Here is a 14,439-nt window from a genome sequence, read left to right on the forward strand (position 1 = left end):
AGACCGGCTCCCCCGGATTCAGGGAGCCGGTCTTCTGTCACGTGCGGGTCAGCGCAGGTCGAAGCGGTCGAGCTCCATGACCTTGGTCCAGGCCTTGGCGAAGTCCTGGACGAACTTCTCCTTCGCGTCGTCGCTGGCGTAGACCTCGGCGAGGGCGCGCAGCTCGGAGTTGGAGCCGAAGACCAGGTCGGCCCGGGTGCCGGTCCACTTCACCGCACCGGCGGCGTCGCGGGCCTCGAAGACCTCCTGATTGTCGTCGACCGCGGTCCACTCCGTGCCCAGGTCGAGCAGGTTCGCGTAGAAGTCGTTGGTCAGCGAGCCCGGGGAGTCGGTGAAGACACCAAGCTTGGAGCCGTCGTAGTTCGCACCCAGGACGCGCAGGCCGCCGACGAGGACGGTCAGCTCCGGAGCGCTCAGGGTCAGCAGGTTTGCCTTGTCGAGCAGCAGGAACTCGGCCGGCAGCCGGTTGCCCTTGCCGTGGTAGTTGCGGAACCCGTCCGCGGTCGGCTCGAGCGCGGCGAAGGAGTCGACATCGGTCTGCTCCAGCGATGCGTCCACCCGACCCGGGGTGAAGCCGACCTCCACGTCGTACCCGGCGTTCTTGGCCGCCACCTCGACACCCGCCGTACCGGCGAGGACGATCAGGTCGGCCAGCGAGACCTGCTTGCCGCCGGCGGCGTTGAAGGACTCCTGGATGCCCTCGAGCGTGCGCAGGACAACGGCGAGCTCGTCGGGGTTGTTGACCTCCCAGCCGGACTGCGGCTCGAAGCGGATGCGGGCACCGTTCGCGCCGCCGCGCTTGTCGCTGCCGCGGAACGACGACGCCGCCGCCCACGCGGTGGAGACGAGCTGCGAGACGGACAGCCCCGAGGCGGTGATCTGGGCCTTCAGCGCGTTGATGTCATCGGCACCGATGACCTCGCCCTCGACCGCCGGCAGCGGGTCCTGCCAGATCAGCGTCTCGGCCGGGACCTCCGGGCCGAGGTAGCGCACGATCGGGCCCATGTCGCGGTGGGTCAGCTTGAACCAGGCGCGGGCGAATGCGTCCGCGAACGCGTCCGGGTTCTCCAGGAAGCGCCGGGAGATCGGCTCGTAGATCGGGTCGAGCCGCAGCGACAGGTCGGTCGTCAGCATCGTCGGCTTCTGCTTCTTCGCCGTGTCGTAGGCGTCCGGGATGATCTCCTCGGAGTCCTTGGCGACCCACTGGTGCGCGCCGGCCGGGCTCTTGGTCAGCTCCCACTCGTACCCGAAGAGGATCTCGAAGAAGCTGTTGCTCCACTGAGTCGGCGTCGTGGTCCAGGTGACCTCGAGGCCGCTGGTGATCGCGTCGGCGCCCTTGCCGGTGCCGTACGTGCTCTTCCAGCCCAGGCCCTGCGCCTCGATCGGCGCGCCCTCAGGCTCCACCCCGACGTTGTCGGCGGGACCGGCACCGTGGGTCTTGCCGAACGAGTGGCCGCCGGCGATCAGGGCCACCGTCTCCTCGTCGTTCATCGCCATCCGGGAGAACGTCTCGCGGATGTCCCGGGCCGCGGCGATCGGGTCCGGGTTGCCGTTCGGGCCTTCCGGGTTCACGTAGATGAGGCCCATCTGGACCGCACCCAGCGGGCTCTCCAGGTCGCGGTCACCGGTGTAGCGCTCGTCGCCCAGCCAGGTGGTCTCCGGACCCCAGTAGACATCCTCGTCCGGCTCCCACACGTCCAAGCGGCCACCGGCGAAGCCGAACGTCTTGAAGCCCATCGTCTCCAGGGCGACGTTGCCGGTGAGGATCATCAGGTCGGCCCAGGAGATCTTCTGGCCGTACTTCTTCTTGACCGGCCACAGCAGCCGGCGGGCCTTGTCCAGGTTCCCGTTGTCCGGCCAACTGTTCAGTGGGGCGAACCGCTGCTGACCGGCACCGGCGCCACCGCGACCGTCGCTGATCCGGTACGTGCCCGCGCTGTGCCAGGCCATCCGGATCATGAACGGGCCGTAGTTGCCGAAGTCGGCCGGCCACCAGTCCTGCGAGGTGGTCAGCACCTCCGCGATGTCCTGCTTCACCGCGGCCAGGTCGAGGGTCTTGAACTCGGCGGCGTAGTCGAACTCCTCACCGAGCGGGTTCGCCACGGCCGGGTTCTTGGCCAGGATCTTCAGGTTGAGCCGCTCCGGCCACCAGCCCCGGTTGCCACCACCCTGGGTCGGGTGCGGCGCACGACTGGTGTGCGCGACCGGGCACTTGCCCTCGCTTTCCGGGGTCGATTCGGCGGGCAGTGGTGGGTGGTTCTCGGACATCGGATTCCTTCCAGACTGGACGTTTCACGGAAGTCAGGTACTGCGTGTGGAGCAGTCAGGTTCTGTGTGTGGAGCAGTCGGAGCACAGGCCCCAGTAGATGACCTCGGCCTCGTCGATCACGAAACCGTGGTCGTCGGACGCGGTCAGGCAGGGCGCATGACCGACAGCACAGTCGACATCGGCGATCACACCGCACGACCGGCAGACGACGTGATGATGGTTGTCCCCGACCCGCGACTCGTACCGGGCCACCAGACCGAGCGGCTGAATCCGCCGCACCAGCCCTGCCGCCGTCAACGTATGCAGCGAGTCGTACACCGCCTGATGCGAAACCTCAGGAATGTCGTTGCGCACGGCACCAATAATCGTGTCGGTATCCGCATGCGCGTGCGTGTGTACGGCGCCAAGCACGGCCAACCGCGGCCGAGTCACCCGCAACGCAGCCCCCCGCAACAACCCCTCGAGCTCCTCCACCGTCGGCACCCCCGCAGTCTTCCACCCTTTTCTGGAATCAGTCAAGATTAGCTTCCACGACACACGTCGCATCGGGATCAACCATTGCTCAACGTAACAATCTGCCCCTCGCCCTCGCCTGCCACTGGACGACACTGCTACAGACTGTCACTCTCACCTTGAGATCCATGGGGGGACCATGGCGGGACAGGGGGATCAGATGTCCAGCGACAAAGTGCAATGGCCAGGCAAGGCGGTCAATGCGAGCGGCGATGACCTGAGCGGACCGGTACAGCAGTTCCTCCGCGATCTGCGGTTGCTGGAGAAGAAGTCCGACGTTGCCACCGTGTTCGGTACTCCCGCCAGTCTCCAGGTCATCACCGCCGGTGCCACGAGCCTGGGAAAGGTCTGGCCGTCGATCGTGGCCGCCATCGGCGGTGGCAGCGCGATCCTGACAGGCTTGATGGGCTTCGGCGTCGGCCCAGATGGTGGCAACATCGTGCAGCGGGCTGCCTTCACGGTGTCGGCGTGCTGGCCTCAGCCGTGGCGATCGCCATCGCCATCATGGTGCGCGCAGATGTCAACGCACGTTCTGCAGCCTCCGCGGCACAGTTCGAGGCGCGCGCCGCGGTGACCACAGCCATCCTCGCCAGTTCACAGTTCGGCCGCCCCGTCGCGGCGGCGCCGGCGGCCCAACCGGACTACATGCTGAGGACAGACAACGACGAGTGGCTACCCGTCATCAGCTTCACGCTGCAGGACGGCGCCGTCGTCGCCGACGTCGGCAGGGACGCCCCCATCCTCTCCCAGAACTTCGTGGCCCTCGTCCCCACCAACAGTTGGCACGCGAACGGCTCCACCCCGGCATAACGCAAGACGGCGAGGGAGCGGTCCAGCGTCCCGAGACCGGTCCCAGCACCGGCTGTGCGTTGTCGCGCGCAACCACCTCGCAGTTGAATGAGCGGCGAACACCCCAGCCGCCGAGCGAAGCGACGGCGCCAGGGGGTGCGGGTGGCGAAGCCCCCGCTCGCGGCAAGCGAAGCGCAGCCGCACAAACGACGAAGGCGAGGCAGTCCGCGCTTTCCGCGGACACACCTCGCCTCTCGCCTTCGTGGAGCTGAGGGGACCGTATTACAACACAAACGCGCTGGTCAGAGACCTGGAACGGCTGGTCAGAAGGCTGCCCAAGCGGATCTCGGCGCGCGAGCCAGCCACCGCACCGCGGAGGCGGCCTCGGACAGCCAGACAACTAAACACCGAGCAGACGGCTCAACTGGTCGCCAGCTACCAAGCCGGTGCGAAGCTGCGTGAGCTCGGCATGCGGTTTGGCATCCACCCGGAGACAGCTGGATCGATCTGCGGAGGAACGGAATCCAGATGCGCGCACGGGGACTCTCGCCCGAGCAGGAGGTGGAGGCTGAAAGGCTATATGCCACGGGCCTGTCACTCAAGCGAGTAGGTCAGCGACTTGGAGTTGATGCCGAGACTGTCCGATGTGCCCTCAGGAACCGTGGCGTGCAGTTGCGGGACCGACACGGCCGCTTGTGACAAGTCCCCTCTGGCTCAGCCAAGTCGCTCCTAGCCGATCAGCTCCCCCGCCACCCGACCCCGACATGCGCCGCCACAGCCTGCCCCGGACCAGGTCGACGCCGTCACCTCTACAACTCCAGCTGGTACTCGCACGAGTCGGCGAGCGACCCGGCGTCGATCCGACCACGGATCGAACCTCCCTCGGGGACCTGGCGTCGAAGCACGAGTCAACACACTGGGGTGCGTCGTCAGACAGCGGCACCGCGAGCCGATCCTCCCGCGATGGCTACACTGCCGCGTCATGGCAAAGAGCGCTCGCAAGTCCATGGTGCGGTTGACCGGCCGGTGGCGGATCGTGGAGATGAGCGGGTGGGACCGTGATGCCATCGATCTGGTCGAGCCGGGTTTCATCGAGTTCACCGGTCGGACCGGCCAGTTCGGTTTCATCGCCGTCCGCGGCTGGTTGGACTGCCGCCCAGTCGAGCGGGGCGGCCAGATCAGTGTCGAGTTCACCTGGGAGGGTGTCGACGAGGGCGATCAGGTCAGCGGGCGCGGCTGGGCGTCTCTTGCCGATGACGAGACGGTCGACGGGCATTTGTACTTCCACAACGGAGACGATTCGAGTTTCCGGGCAAAGCCCTTCACCGCTGACGATCGCGCGGAGGGATTGTGAGCGAGTACCAGTACTACGAGTTCCTGGCGATCGACCGACCGCTGGACGATGACGAGCAGGCTGCGGTGCGGTCCCTGTCGACCCGGGCGAGGATCACCGCCACCAGTTTCGTGAACGAGTACCACTGGGTCACAGGATGTGCTGCCGGCGGGCGGTGTCGGGAATTTGATCGCCGCGCCTCTGCACGGCAGGGCGCGCCAGGACGGTGCGACAGTATTCCTTGACCTGGCCACGATGGAGCCGCACGACGACCAGTGGGCCTACTTGTCCTCGCTCGGCCGGATGAGCCCTGCCGAGGCCACTGGAGTTGCGCGCCGTGCCGGCCGGGTGACGGTCGGCACCAGCATCGACAAGATCGGCGCAGCATTCTCGACCCGGATCCGGGCCAGCTCTCCAGCCGTTGTACACGCCGATCTCACCTCAGGAATCCGCCTTGCGTCGGACGAGCTGACCCCGGCACTGCACGCGACGCTGAAACATGCCGCGTCCATGTCGAACCCGTTGTTCTACGAGCGCCAACGGCTGCGCATGTCCACCCGGGACATACCGCGGTTCCTACGCAGCTACGACGAAACCTTGGACGGCAAGCTCGTCCTTCCGCGAGGCCTGCAGGAGACGGTGGCGTCGTTAGTCGAGCAGACCTCCAGCCGCCTTGAGGTCACGGACGAACGGCATACCGGCGAGGCGCAGGAGTTCACGTTCACCGCCACCCTGACCCGCGAGCAACACGGCGCCGTGGACGATCTGCGCGACCATGACCTTGGCGTGCTGGTCGCACCGCCGGGCGCGGGCAAGACCGTGATCGCCTGCGCGATGATAGCCACTCACGCGACCTCAACGCTCGTACTTGTCGACCGAAAGGCCCTGGCCGATCAGTGGCGGGCCGCATCAGCGACCTGCTGGGTGTCAAAGCCGGCCAACTCGGTGGCGGCCGCCGCAAAACCCGTGGGGTAGTTGACGTCGCGATGCTGCAAACACTGGCCCGCAAGACCGATATCGAGCACCTCACCAGCGGCTACGGGCTGATCGTCGTGGACGAGTGCCACCACATCCCCGCTGCGGCGTTCGAGCACGCCGTCAAGCAGATCCCAGCCCGCCGCTGGCTCGGGCTTACTGCCACACCGTACCGTCGCGACAAGCTCGACGATCTGATCGCCCTCCAACTCGGTCCGGTCCGCCACACCATCACCCACTCCACGCCACCAGGCACCGACGGCCCGCCCCAGCTCGAGTTCGAGTTCGAAAAGACCGCCCAACGCCCAACGCCCGTACTCCACGTGCACGAGACCACCTACCGCCACCTCGGTGACGCCGACCCGACGAAGCCCGGTGGTATGGCCGCCATCTACCGAGACCTTGTCGCCGACGAGACCCGCCTCACCCAGGTCGTGAATGACGTGACCGCCGCGCTGAAACACGGTAGGCACTGCCTGCTACTCACCCAGTGGACAGCCCACATCGATCGGTTCGAAGAGCAGCTCCGACAACGTTCTCTCGACCCAGTCGTGCTTCGCGGCGGACTGAGCACAACGGCCCGCCGCGACGCCCTCGCCCGGCTACGCACACCCATCGACGGCACACCACTGCTGGTCGTCGCCACCGGACCATTCGTCGGCGAAGGATTCGACTGCCCAATCCTGGACACCCTCTTCCTTGCCGCACCGATCGCATTCAGGGGCCGCCTGGTCCAGTACGCCGGCCGGATCCTACGAGCGTATCCCGGCAAGACCACCGCCGAAGTCCACGACTACCACGACATCAACACCGGCGTCCTGGCCTCATCACTGGCCAGACGCGCACCCGGCTACGCCAGCCTCGGTTTCCCCGATCCCCGTCGACCAACATCAGTCCGCTGAGTACGAGGCCCGTCAATAGACATGCATCGGACGAGGTGACCACACGAGCAGGGCACGGCTGATTTGGCACCTCGGTCGACGATAGGACGTTTGTGCGGGTGACGAGCAGCACCCGGCTGCGGCTGATCGTCGTGCACATAGTGTCCGCCTCGCTCGCCGAGCGAAAATCCCAGTTGGCTGAGCCGATTTCGCGGCTGAGACTGGGGCATGTCTGGCGTGTGCCCCGGATCGCCCGCCAACGCCAGCTGTCATGTGACTGGCACACCTCTCATATGACTGGTAGTTTGGTCATATGTTCTTCAATGAGCCGTTCGGCGGGATCATCCCCGGGGCGCGTGGCGCAGTGCTCGCGGCCCTGCTGCGCACCGATACGCCCCTGACAGGGCGACAGATCCATGGCCTGCTCAGCGATGATTACAGCCTGTGGACTGTCCAAGAAGCCCTGAAGGCGCTGACCAAGCTCGGTCTGGCGGAGACCCAGACCATCGGGCGGGCCGGCGTACACACCATCAACGAGGAGCACGCCTCCGTGGCTCCGCTGCGGAATCTGCTGGACCCGGTGGCAGCCCTGCGAGAAGCGGTCAGCGCGGTGACCGACGGCGACGTGCAGGCAGTGCTCCTCTTCGGGTCAATCGCTCGCGGAGAGGCAACGCCGGACAGCGACATCGACCTAGCGGTCATCGCGCCGCCCGACTGGGACAACCGCGTTGAGCTTGAGGACAGTGTCCGGATGCATCTCGGCAACGATTGCGATGTCCTCGTCTTGACCGAGGCCGACTTCAATCGGCTGGCTGCCTCGGGAGAGCCGGTCGTCAGCGACATCCTCCGTGACGGTGTCGCGCTGATCGGCACCAAGCCGCGAGTCAAGCACGGAGCTGCATGATGGCCACGGCCGAGCAGCGCAACCACGCCAAGAGCTTCCTCAAGAAAGCCGAGGAGTATCTCGCCTCGGCCGAAGCCAACCTTGCCGCCACGCGGTACACCCCGGCAGCCGGCGACGCGATCCACGCCGGAATCAGCGCGAAGGATGCGATCGTCACCGCGCTCACCGGTTCGACAAGCAAGCGAAAGGACCACGCCACCGCGGCGAAGGAACTCCGACAGTCGCTCGCAAAGCGGGCCGAGGCGGCCGCAGGCGATAGGGCACTGCGTGAATTGATTGCGGCCAAAGGCGACGTCGAGTACGGGACAGACGTGGTCACCGCGATCAAGGCCGAACCTCTGGTCCGCCGGGCCCGCACACTGGTGGAGCTTGCGATCGAGATCGTACGGCTCGGACGATGACCGGCGACATTGACGCGCCGGACCAGAGGGCCGCTGTATCGCGCATTTGTCGGTGATCGTGTCGAACGGCAGAGCTCGACCGGGACAGCCGCGCGCTCAGGTGGCTGGAGACAGGCAGGCAGCGCGTATGGTCGTGCTCGAGGCCGGGCCATGTCTCCGGTCGCCGGTTCGCTGCGATCTTCAAGGGCACTCGCCGCCGATCACCGAGGATTCGACTGCCCAAGTGATCGCGGTCCAGACCCCAGATGGTTGCCGCCGTCAACAGCCGTCACGTCATCGAATCGGACGCCGGCCACTACAACCACGTCGACCGGCCGCACCTGGTGGCCAAGTATGTCCGGCACGTCGCCTTGGGCGCCCTTTGACCACCGTCTTCGTGGCGGCTCTCAGGGCCGAGCCCCCGCTGGGCTGAGCGAATGACCCTACACCTGTACTTCGCTGCTGTACGGCAAGTCAAAGTTCCTCCCCGATTGCTCGGAAAGGACCTCTGACCCTGAGTGGAGCTGAGGGGATTCGAACCCCTGGCCTCTTCGTTGCGAACGAAGCGCGCTACCAACTGCGCCACAGCCCCGAGCTGGTCACCGGGGTTTCCCCTGGCGACCGCGAAACTCTAACACGCTCATAGTCGCGGACTGAAACCGAGGTTGTCGAGCGGGTTTCAGTCGCCGACGGCGCGCCTGATCTCCGGTTCGTCGACCGGTGCGGGGGCCGGCGACTCGACGACGGGCGGAGTTTCCGCGGGGTCCGTCGTACGGGCGCTGGAGAAGACCTCGTCGTCGGAGAGGGAGATGGTGCGGACGGTGCGGTCCGGGGCCTTCTCCTTCATGACGTACGTCGGCAGCGTGACCGGGACCGGGTCCCACAGGCCCTCCGACGAGGACGGCTTGGCGGTCGCGGCCGGACGCTCGACGGGGAGCTTGACCTCGATCGTCATCTCCTCGTCCGGAGACGGAGCTGGCTTGCCGGCCGGGCCGCGGTCATGCCGGGCCTGGGCGCGGGCACGACGCTCGGCGGCAACCCGCGCACGCTCGCGAGCCTGGCGCCGGAGCTGAACTCGGGTCAGTACGACGAACGCGACGATCAGCGACCCCGGGATCGCGACCGTCCACCACAGCAACATCTCGAGGCCGGCCAGCGCGGTCACCGACAACAGCGAAAGGGTCAGGAGCGACAGGACCCGCCGGCGGCGCATGGCGGCCACCCGGCGGGCGCGGTTGGGGACGAACCGCGGCGTCGGCGGCGGCAGGTCATCGGCCTGCGTCGCCTCGCCCACAGCAACCGAAGCCCCAGCAGCAGAGGTACCCGCAGCAGAAGCGCCAGCTGCACCAGCAGCCGGGCGTACGACGTACCGCGACCGCGACTGTGGGTCGCCCTGCCGGGCCAGTACGCGCGCGTCGGACGACGCTACCGGCGGACGCCGGGCCTCGTCGTTGCGCTTCAGCAGCATCGGGACGAGGTAGGCGGCCCACGCGGCGACGATCGCCACATAGATCAGCCCTGTCGTCCCCATGCGACGACGCTAAGACCCAGCGAGGGCCAGATGAGGCATGTCTGTCGGTGTGTCGCAAGAAGACTCGTGTGACTGATGTGAATAGCGACGCTGCGTGATCAATCCAGTCGCGCTACGAGACCGGGCCCGACTTCCTCCACGTTCAGCGCAAAGATCCGATGGTCGCGCCAATCACCGTCGATGTGCAGGAACCGCGGCCGCTCGCCTTCGTACCGGAAGCCGAGTTTCTCCACCACCCGCAGACTCGCCTTGTTCTCGGGGCGGATCGCCACTTCGATCCTGTGCAGGCCGAGGGTGAACCAGCAGTGGTCGGCGGCCATCGCGACCGCGGTCGGCACGATGCCGCGGCCGGCGTACTGCTCGTCGACCCAGTAGCCGAGGTTGGCCCAACGCGCGGAGCCGTAGGTGATCCCGGACACGGTCAACTGCCCGACCAGCGGCCACTTCGATCGCGCCCCGGGTCCGGCGGCACCGCCGTACGTGATGACGAACGGCAGCATCCGGCCGTATCGCGCCTGCCGGTTCCAGTCGCGTGCCATCGCGCGGAACGTCCGCGCACCGTCCTCCGCACCCGGCGGTTGGGTGGCGTCCCACGGCCGCAACCAGCTCACGTTGCGCTGACGTGCGGCCGCCCACTCGGCACCGTCACCTGCGCGGAGCGGTCGGAGTGCGACCTGCCCGTGCCGGAGTTCGACGGGCCAGTGGACGATCGCCATCAGTCGTTGTCCGTCCGGACGTGGTCACCGCCGCGGACCTGCTCGACCGCGTGCCGCAGCAGCGGCTGCAATACGGCCAGCCCGTCCTTCACCCCGCCGCGTGAGCCGGGCAGGTTCACGATGATCGTCGTACCTGCCACGCCGGCGAGTCCGCGGGACAGAGCAGCGGTGGGTACGCCGTTCGCCACCCCATACGCCCTGATGGCTTCAGCGATACCGGGGATGATCTGGTCGAGCACAGCAGCCGTCTGCTCGGGTGTCTCGTCGGTCGGCGAGATGCCGGTACCGCCAGTCGTCAGGATCACGTCGTACGACGCCTCGACCCCAGCGCTCAACGCCGAGCCGACCGCGGCACCATCGGGGACGACCTCAGGACCGGAGACCTCGAAGCCCCACTCCACAAGGCGTGAGGCGATCAGCGGACCGGTGGTGTCGGTGTAGACACCGGCGGCGGCGCGGTTGGAGACGCTGACGACCAGAGCTTTCACGGCCGCTCCCAGCGCCCGGTCTTGCCGCCCTCTTTGAGGTCCACGCGTACGTCGGACAGCACCGCGGCCGGGTCGATCGCCTTCACCATGTCGATCACTGCGAGACCGGCGACCGCGACGGCGGTGAGCGCCTCCATCTCGACGCCGGTGCGGTCGGTGGTCTTGACCTGGGCGGTGATAAGTACGGCGTCGTCGGCGACCTCAAGGTCGACCTTCGCGCCGGTGATCGCGATCGGGTGGCAGAGCGGGACCAGGTCGGGTGTCCGCTTGGCGCCCATGATGCCGGCGATCCGGGCGACGCCGAGCGCGTCACCCTTGGGTACGCCGTCGCCGCGCAGCGCCGCGACCACCTCGGCCGAAACGAAAACCTTGCCGCTGGCAACGGCCCGGCGACTGCCCGCCTCCTTGGCCGACACGTCGACCATCCGAGCGGCCCCGGTCTCGTCGACGTGAGTCAACCCGGTCGGGCAGTGATCGTCCGTCATCCGGTCTCCTCGTCCAGCGGCCAGAGCTCCACCTGATCGCCGGCCCGGACCGACGTCACGTCCTCGGGCACCACGATCAGCGCGTTCGATCGGCTCAGCCCGCCGAGCAGGTGTGAGCCGTGGCCGCCGACTGTACTGGCCATCCAGCCCTCGTCGCCGGAGGTGGCCGCGGCGCGGACGAACTGCCGCTTCCCGGCCGGGGAGCTGAACCCGTCCAGCGAGACCCCGTGCACCGGCCGCCGGCGGTACGGCATCTGCCCCATCAGCTTGCGCAGCGCCGGCCGGACGAAGACCTCGAAGGACACGTACGCCGACACCGGGTTCCCGGGCAGCGTGAAGATCGGTACCTCGTCCTCACCGAGGACGCCGAACCCCTGCGGTTTCCCCGGCTGCATCGCGACCTGGGGGAAGTCGACCGTACCGAGCTTCGACAGCTCCTCCTTGACCACGTCGTACGCGCCCATACTCACCCCGCCGGTGGTGATCACCAGGTCGGCGCGGACGAGCTGGTCGGACAGCGTGTCCATGATCCGCTTCGGGTCGTCGCCGACGATGCCGACGCGGTACACCACGGCTCCAGCGGCGCGCGCGGCGGCGGCCAGCGTGTAGCTGTTCGAGTCGTAGATCTGCCCCTCGCCCAGCTTGGTCCCCGGCTCCCGCAATTCGGCTCCGGTCGACACCACGACCACTCGGGGTCGCGGCCGGGCCTTGACCCGGGCACGACCGACAGCGGCCAGTACGGCGATCTGCCGTGGACCGAGCACGGTGTCCCGGTCCAGGACCTTCTCCCCCGCCTGCACGTCCTCACCGGCGCGCCGCACGGAAGCTGCCAACGCGGGCTGCTGCGCGATCCGCACGTTCACCGTCCCGCCGTCGGTCCACTCGACCGGTACGACGCTGTCCGCGCCCCGCGGCATCGGTGCGCCGGTCATGATGCGGACACAGGTCCCCGGCGTCACCACGATGTGCTCGACCCGGCCGGCCGCGATCTCACCGACCACCGGCAGGGTGATCGGGTTGTCCTGCGACGCCCCGGCCAGGTCCGCGGTCTGGACGGCGTACCCGTCCATCGCGGAGTTGTCGAACCCCGGCAGACTCAGCCCCGAGACGACGTCCTCGCAGAGCACCAGCCCGACAGCCTCCATCAACGGCTGCTCGAACGCCGGTAGCGCCTGCACCCTCCCCAGCACTACTTCCAGATGCTCATCCACACTCCGTCTCACGCCCCGACCCTAATCCAAGGGCGCCGACGGAGCTCAGTCGGTGGATTCCGGGTGGTTTCCCCAGGTCATCCGGATGTCCGGGGCCTTCTCCTCGTTTCCGGCTCCGTCGGTACGGCGTACCTCGGTGAAGCCGTGGCGGGAGTAGAAGGACTGGGCCCGGAGATTGGTCTGGAAGGTCCACAGGGCCAATCCGCCCGGGCGGAGGTCCTTCGCCAGGTCCACCAAGATCGAGCCGACCCCCTGGCCGGCCGTGTCCGGGTCGACGTACAGCTGGTCGAGGTCGTCGCCGTCGAGGGTCAGGACGGCGACGATCCGGCCGTCGTCCAGCGCGACCCAGGTCTGGGCGTCGGGCAGGAGTACGTCGGCGAACCACTTCGCGACCTCGGCAGGGGTGTGGATCGCGGCCGGCAACAAGTCAGGGCGGGCATGCCGCGACCGCCACCACAGCCGGGCCGCCTCGTCGGTGTCGTACGGCTCCAGCGGCCTGATCAGCAAGTCGTCCATCGATTCCCCCAGGGTGCGCCGTCAGCCGCCGAGCTCGGCGCCGTCCGGGATCTCGCGCCGCTCGCCGTCGGCGGCTGCGATCTCGACGTCACCGATCACCGTCACATCCTTGCCGAAGGCAACATCACCGCGCACCTCGAGCCGGTCGGCCCGGACCAGCGACGGCGGCCCGGCCGAGAACCGGGCCTCGAAGTCGGCCAGGATCTTGAAGTACTCCGGATCCAGGTCGACGTACGGCTCGTCGCCCTCGTGGGTCGTGGTCAGGTCGCCGGACTCGGTCAGCTCGTACACGTCGGACCGCAGCACCAGCAGATCGTTCGTCGTCTTCACCGGCTTGAACCGGCTGCGGTCCACCAGCACCGCCTGCGATCCCTCGAAGGTCTCGATCGCCGTGCCCATCCCGGTCTCCAGCTGGATCACCTTCGGCGACGACGGGTCGGCCGGGTCGACGGTCTTGCGGTTCACGATGATCGGCAGGCCGAGGACGCCGTCGTGCCCGTCCATCAGCTCGGCCAGCCGATCCAGGTCGATCCACAGGTTGTTCGTGTTGAACGTCTTGTGCCGGGTGATGTCCTGGAAGTGCTTGTTGTCCTCGTCGGCGACCTGCGCGCTGTCCCGCAGGATCAGCCGGCCATCGGACTTGCGCACCGCGACGTGTCCACCCTTGCGGTCGGACCGGGTCCGCCGGCAGACCTCCATCCCGAACGGTACGTCGTGCTCGGCCATCCAGGCCGCGATCCGGGCGTCCGGGGTGGCGCCGAGGTTGTCGGCGTTGGAGATGAACGCATGCCGGAAACCGCGCTCCCGCAGCGCATCGAGGGTGCCAGAGGCAACCAACGCGGTGAACAGGTCGCCGTGACCCGGCGGGCACCAGGCCAGCTCCGGGTCCGGGTCCCACTCGGCCGGCGTCAGGTCGTCGGCGAGCAGTTTGGGCTCCATGTTCTGCATGAAGTCGAGCGGGATGCCGTCGACCGCGAGTCCGTCGTACTCGCTCAGGATCTGCAGCGACTCCTCCTTGGTCCGGAAGGAGTTCATCAGCACCAGCGGCAGCGGTACGTCGTACTCCGCACGGGTACTGAGGATCTGGCGGGCGATGATGTCGAGGAAGCTCAGCCCGTCCTTGACCGGCAGCGCGGACTTCGGCCCGGTCACGCCCATCGACGTCCCCAGACCGCCGTTGAGCTTGATCACCACCGTCTCGGCCAGCGCGGAGCGCATCGCCTCGGCATCGGTGTCGAGGTGGTCCAGGTGTGGCAGGTCCCCCACCGGCTCGATGTCGTCCTCGCGGATCGTGCCCTGCTGGCCCGACTCGAGCAGCCGGTAGTAGTGCGTGAAGACGCGGATCGCGACGTCGGCAGCGCCGGCCGCCCGCATCTTCTCCTGCGCTTGTCGAAGACCTGCCTCACTCATGTCACAACCCTAGGGGACGCCGGGTAATCACCGTGTTA

At 67.6% G+C, this 14,439-nt stretch carries 16 protein-coding genes and 1 tRNA gene; 7 read left to right on the top strand and 10 right to left on the bottom strand.

Features of this window, described 5'->3' with window-relative positions:
- Positions 1–48: 48 nt before the first annotated feature.
- Both katG and EV652_RS08395 read right to left on the bottom strand, forming a co-directional pair.
- Entirely contained in the window at positions 49–2,268 is a 2,220-nt protein-coding gene (gene katG, locus EV652_RS08390) for a catalase/peroxidase HPI (protein WP_132208410.1), read from the bottom strand.
- A 55-nt stretch (positions 2,269–2,323) separates the two neighbouring features.
- Positions 2,324–2,752: a Fur family transcriptional regulator gene (locus tag EV652_RS08395; protein ID WP_242001634.1), complete on the bottom strand. Its 429-nt coding sequence runs from the start codon at positions 2,750–2,752 to the stop codon at positions 2,324–2,326.
- 190 nt (positions 2,753–2,942) lie between these two features.
- Here EV652_RS08395 and EV652_RS08400 point away from each other — a divergent pair, with 190 nt between their 5' ends.
- The 7 genes from EV652_RS08400 (at position 2,943) to EV652_RS08440 (ending at position 8,065) form a co-directional block, all read left to right on the top strand.
- Positions 2,943–3,356 (top strand): hypothetical protein, encoded by a 414-nt coding sequence (locus EV652_RS08400; RefSeq protein WP_132208412.1) that lies wholly within the window; start codon positions 2,943–2,945, stop codon positions 3,354–3,356.
- The gene (locus EV652_RS08405; protein WP_132208413.1) at positions 3,353–3,592 is read left to right on the top strand and encodes a hypothetical protein; all 240 of its coding nucleotides are present in this window, start codon (positions 3,353–3,355) and stop codon (positions 3,590–3,592) included. Before EV652_RS08400 ends, EV652_RS08405 begins: the two co-directional genes overlap by 4 nt.
- A gap of 961 nt (positions 3,593–4,553) precedes the next feature.
- Positions 4,554–4,925, top strand: a complete 372-nt coding sequence (locus EV652_RS08415; protein WP_242001635.1) for a hypothetical protein — start codon at positions 4,554–4,556, stop codon at positions 4,923–4,925.
- Positions 4,926–5,063: 138 nt separating this feature from the next.
- Positions 5,064–5,879, top strand: a complete 816-nt coding sequence (locus tag EV652_RS45755) for a TOTE conflict system archaeo-eukaryotic primase domain-containing protein (RefSeq protein ID WP_439649047.1) — start codon at positions 5,064–5,066, stop codon at positions 5,877–5,879.
- An 11-nt stretch (positions 5,880–5,890) separates the two neighbouring features.
- On the top strand, positions 5,891–6,781 hold the full coding sequence (locus EV652_RS08430) for a DEAD/DEAH box helicase (RefSeq protein ID WP_132208416.1): 891 nt from the start codon (positions 5,891–5,893) through the stop codon (positions 6,779–6,781).
- Positions 6,782–7,073: 292 nt separating this feature from the next.
- Positions 7,074–7,664 carry a nucleotidyltransferase domain-containing protein gene (locus tag EV652_RS08435; RefSeq protein WP_132208417.1) on the top strand — a complete coding sequence of 197 codons (591 nt, stop codon included), beginning with the start codon at positions 7,074–7,076 and terminating at the stop codon, positions 7,662–7,664.
- Positions 7,661–8,065, top strand: a complete 405-nt coding sequence (locus EV652_RS08440; RefSeq protein ID WP_242001636.1) for a hypothetical protein — start codon at positions 7,661–7,663, stop codon at positions 8,063–8,065. Before EV652_RS08435 ends, EV652_RS08440 begins: the two co-directional genes overlap by 4 nt.
- 498 nt (positions 8,066–8,563) lie before the next feature.
- On the opposite strand, the gene EV652_RS08445 is transcribed toward EV652_RS08440, so the two are convergent.
- From EV652_RS08445 to EV652_RS08480, 8 genes are all read right to left on the bottom strand, one after another.
- Positions 8,564–8,636: transfer RNA gene (locus tag EV652_RS08445), tRNA-Ala, on the bottom strand.
- An 87-nt stretch (positions 8,637–8,723) separates the two neighbouring features.
- Entirely contained in the window at positions 8,724–9,575 is an 852-nt protein-coding gene (sepX, locus tag EV652_RS08450) for a divisome protein SepX/GlpR (RefSeq protein WP_132208418.1), read from the bottom strand.
- A gap of 98 nt (positions 9,576–9,673) precedes the next feature.
- Positions 9,674–10,291 (bottom strand): GNAT family N-acetyltransferase, encoded by a 618-nt coding sequence (locus tag EV652_RS08455; RefSeq protein ID WP_132208419.1) that lies wholly within the window; start codon positions 10,289–10,291, stop codon positions 9,674–9,676.
- A complete protein-coding gene (locus EV652_RS08460) occupies positions 10,291–10,779 on the bottom strand; it encodes a MogA/MoaB family molybdenum cofactor biosynthesis protein (protein ID WP_132208420.1) in 489 nt (162 codons plus the stop codon). Before EV652_RS08460 ends, EV652_RS08455 begins: the two co-directional genes overlap by 1 nt.
- On the bottom strand, positions 10,776–11,264 hold the full coding sequence (gene moaC, locus EV652_RS08465) for a cyclic pyranopterin monophosphate synthase MoaC (RefSeq protein WP_132208421.1): 489 nt from the start codon (positions 11,262–11,264) through the stop codon (positions 10,776–10,778). The genes EV652_RS08460 and moaC overlap by 4 nt, the downstream gene beginning before the upstream one ends.
- Positions 11,261–12,487 (bottom strand): molybdotransferase-like divisome protein Glp, encoded by a 1,227-nt coding sequence (gene glp, locus EV652_RS08470; protein WP_132208422.1) that lies wholly within the window; start codon positions 12,485–12,487, stop codon positions 11,261–11,263. The genes moaC and glp overlap by 4 nt, the downstream gene beginning before the upstream one ends.
- A 33-nt stretch (positions 12,488–12,520) precedes the next feature.
- A complete protein-coding gene (locus EV652_RS08475) occupies positions 12,521–12,991 on the bottom strand; it encodes a GNAT family N-acetyltransferase (RefSeq protein WP_132208423.1) in 471 nt (156 codons plus the stop codon).
- A gap of 21 nt (positions 12,992–13,012) precedes the next feature.
- On the bottom strand, positions 13,013–14,401 hold the full coding sequence (locus EV652_RS08480; RefSeq protein WP_199238061.1) for a UTP--glucose-1-phosphate uridylyltransferase: 1,389 nt from the start codon (positions 14,399–14,401) through the stop codon (positions 13,013–13,015).
- Between the last annotated feature and the right edge of the window lie 38 nt (positions 14,402–14,439).

It is taken from the genome of Kribbella steppae, assembly GCF_004342025.1.
GTDB lineage: Bacteria > Actinomycetota > Actinomycetes > Propionibacteriales > Kribbellaceae > Kribbella > Kribbella steppae.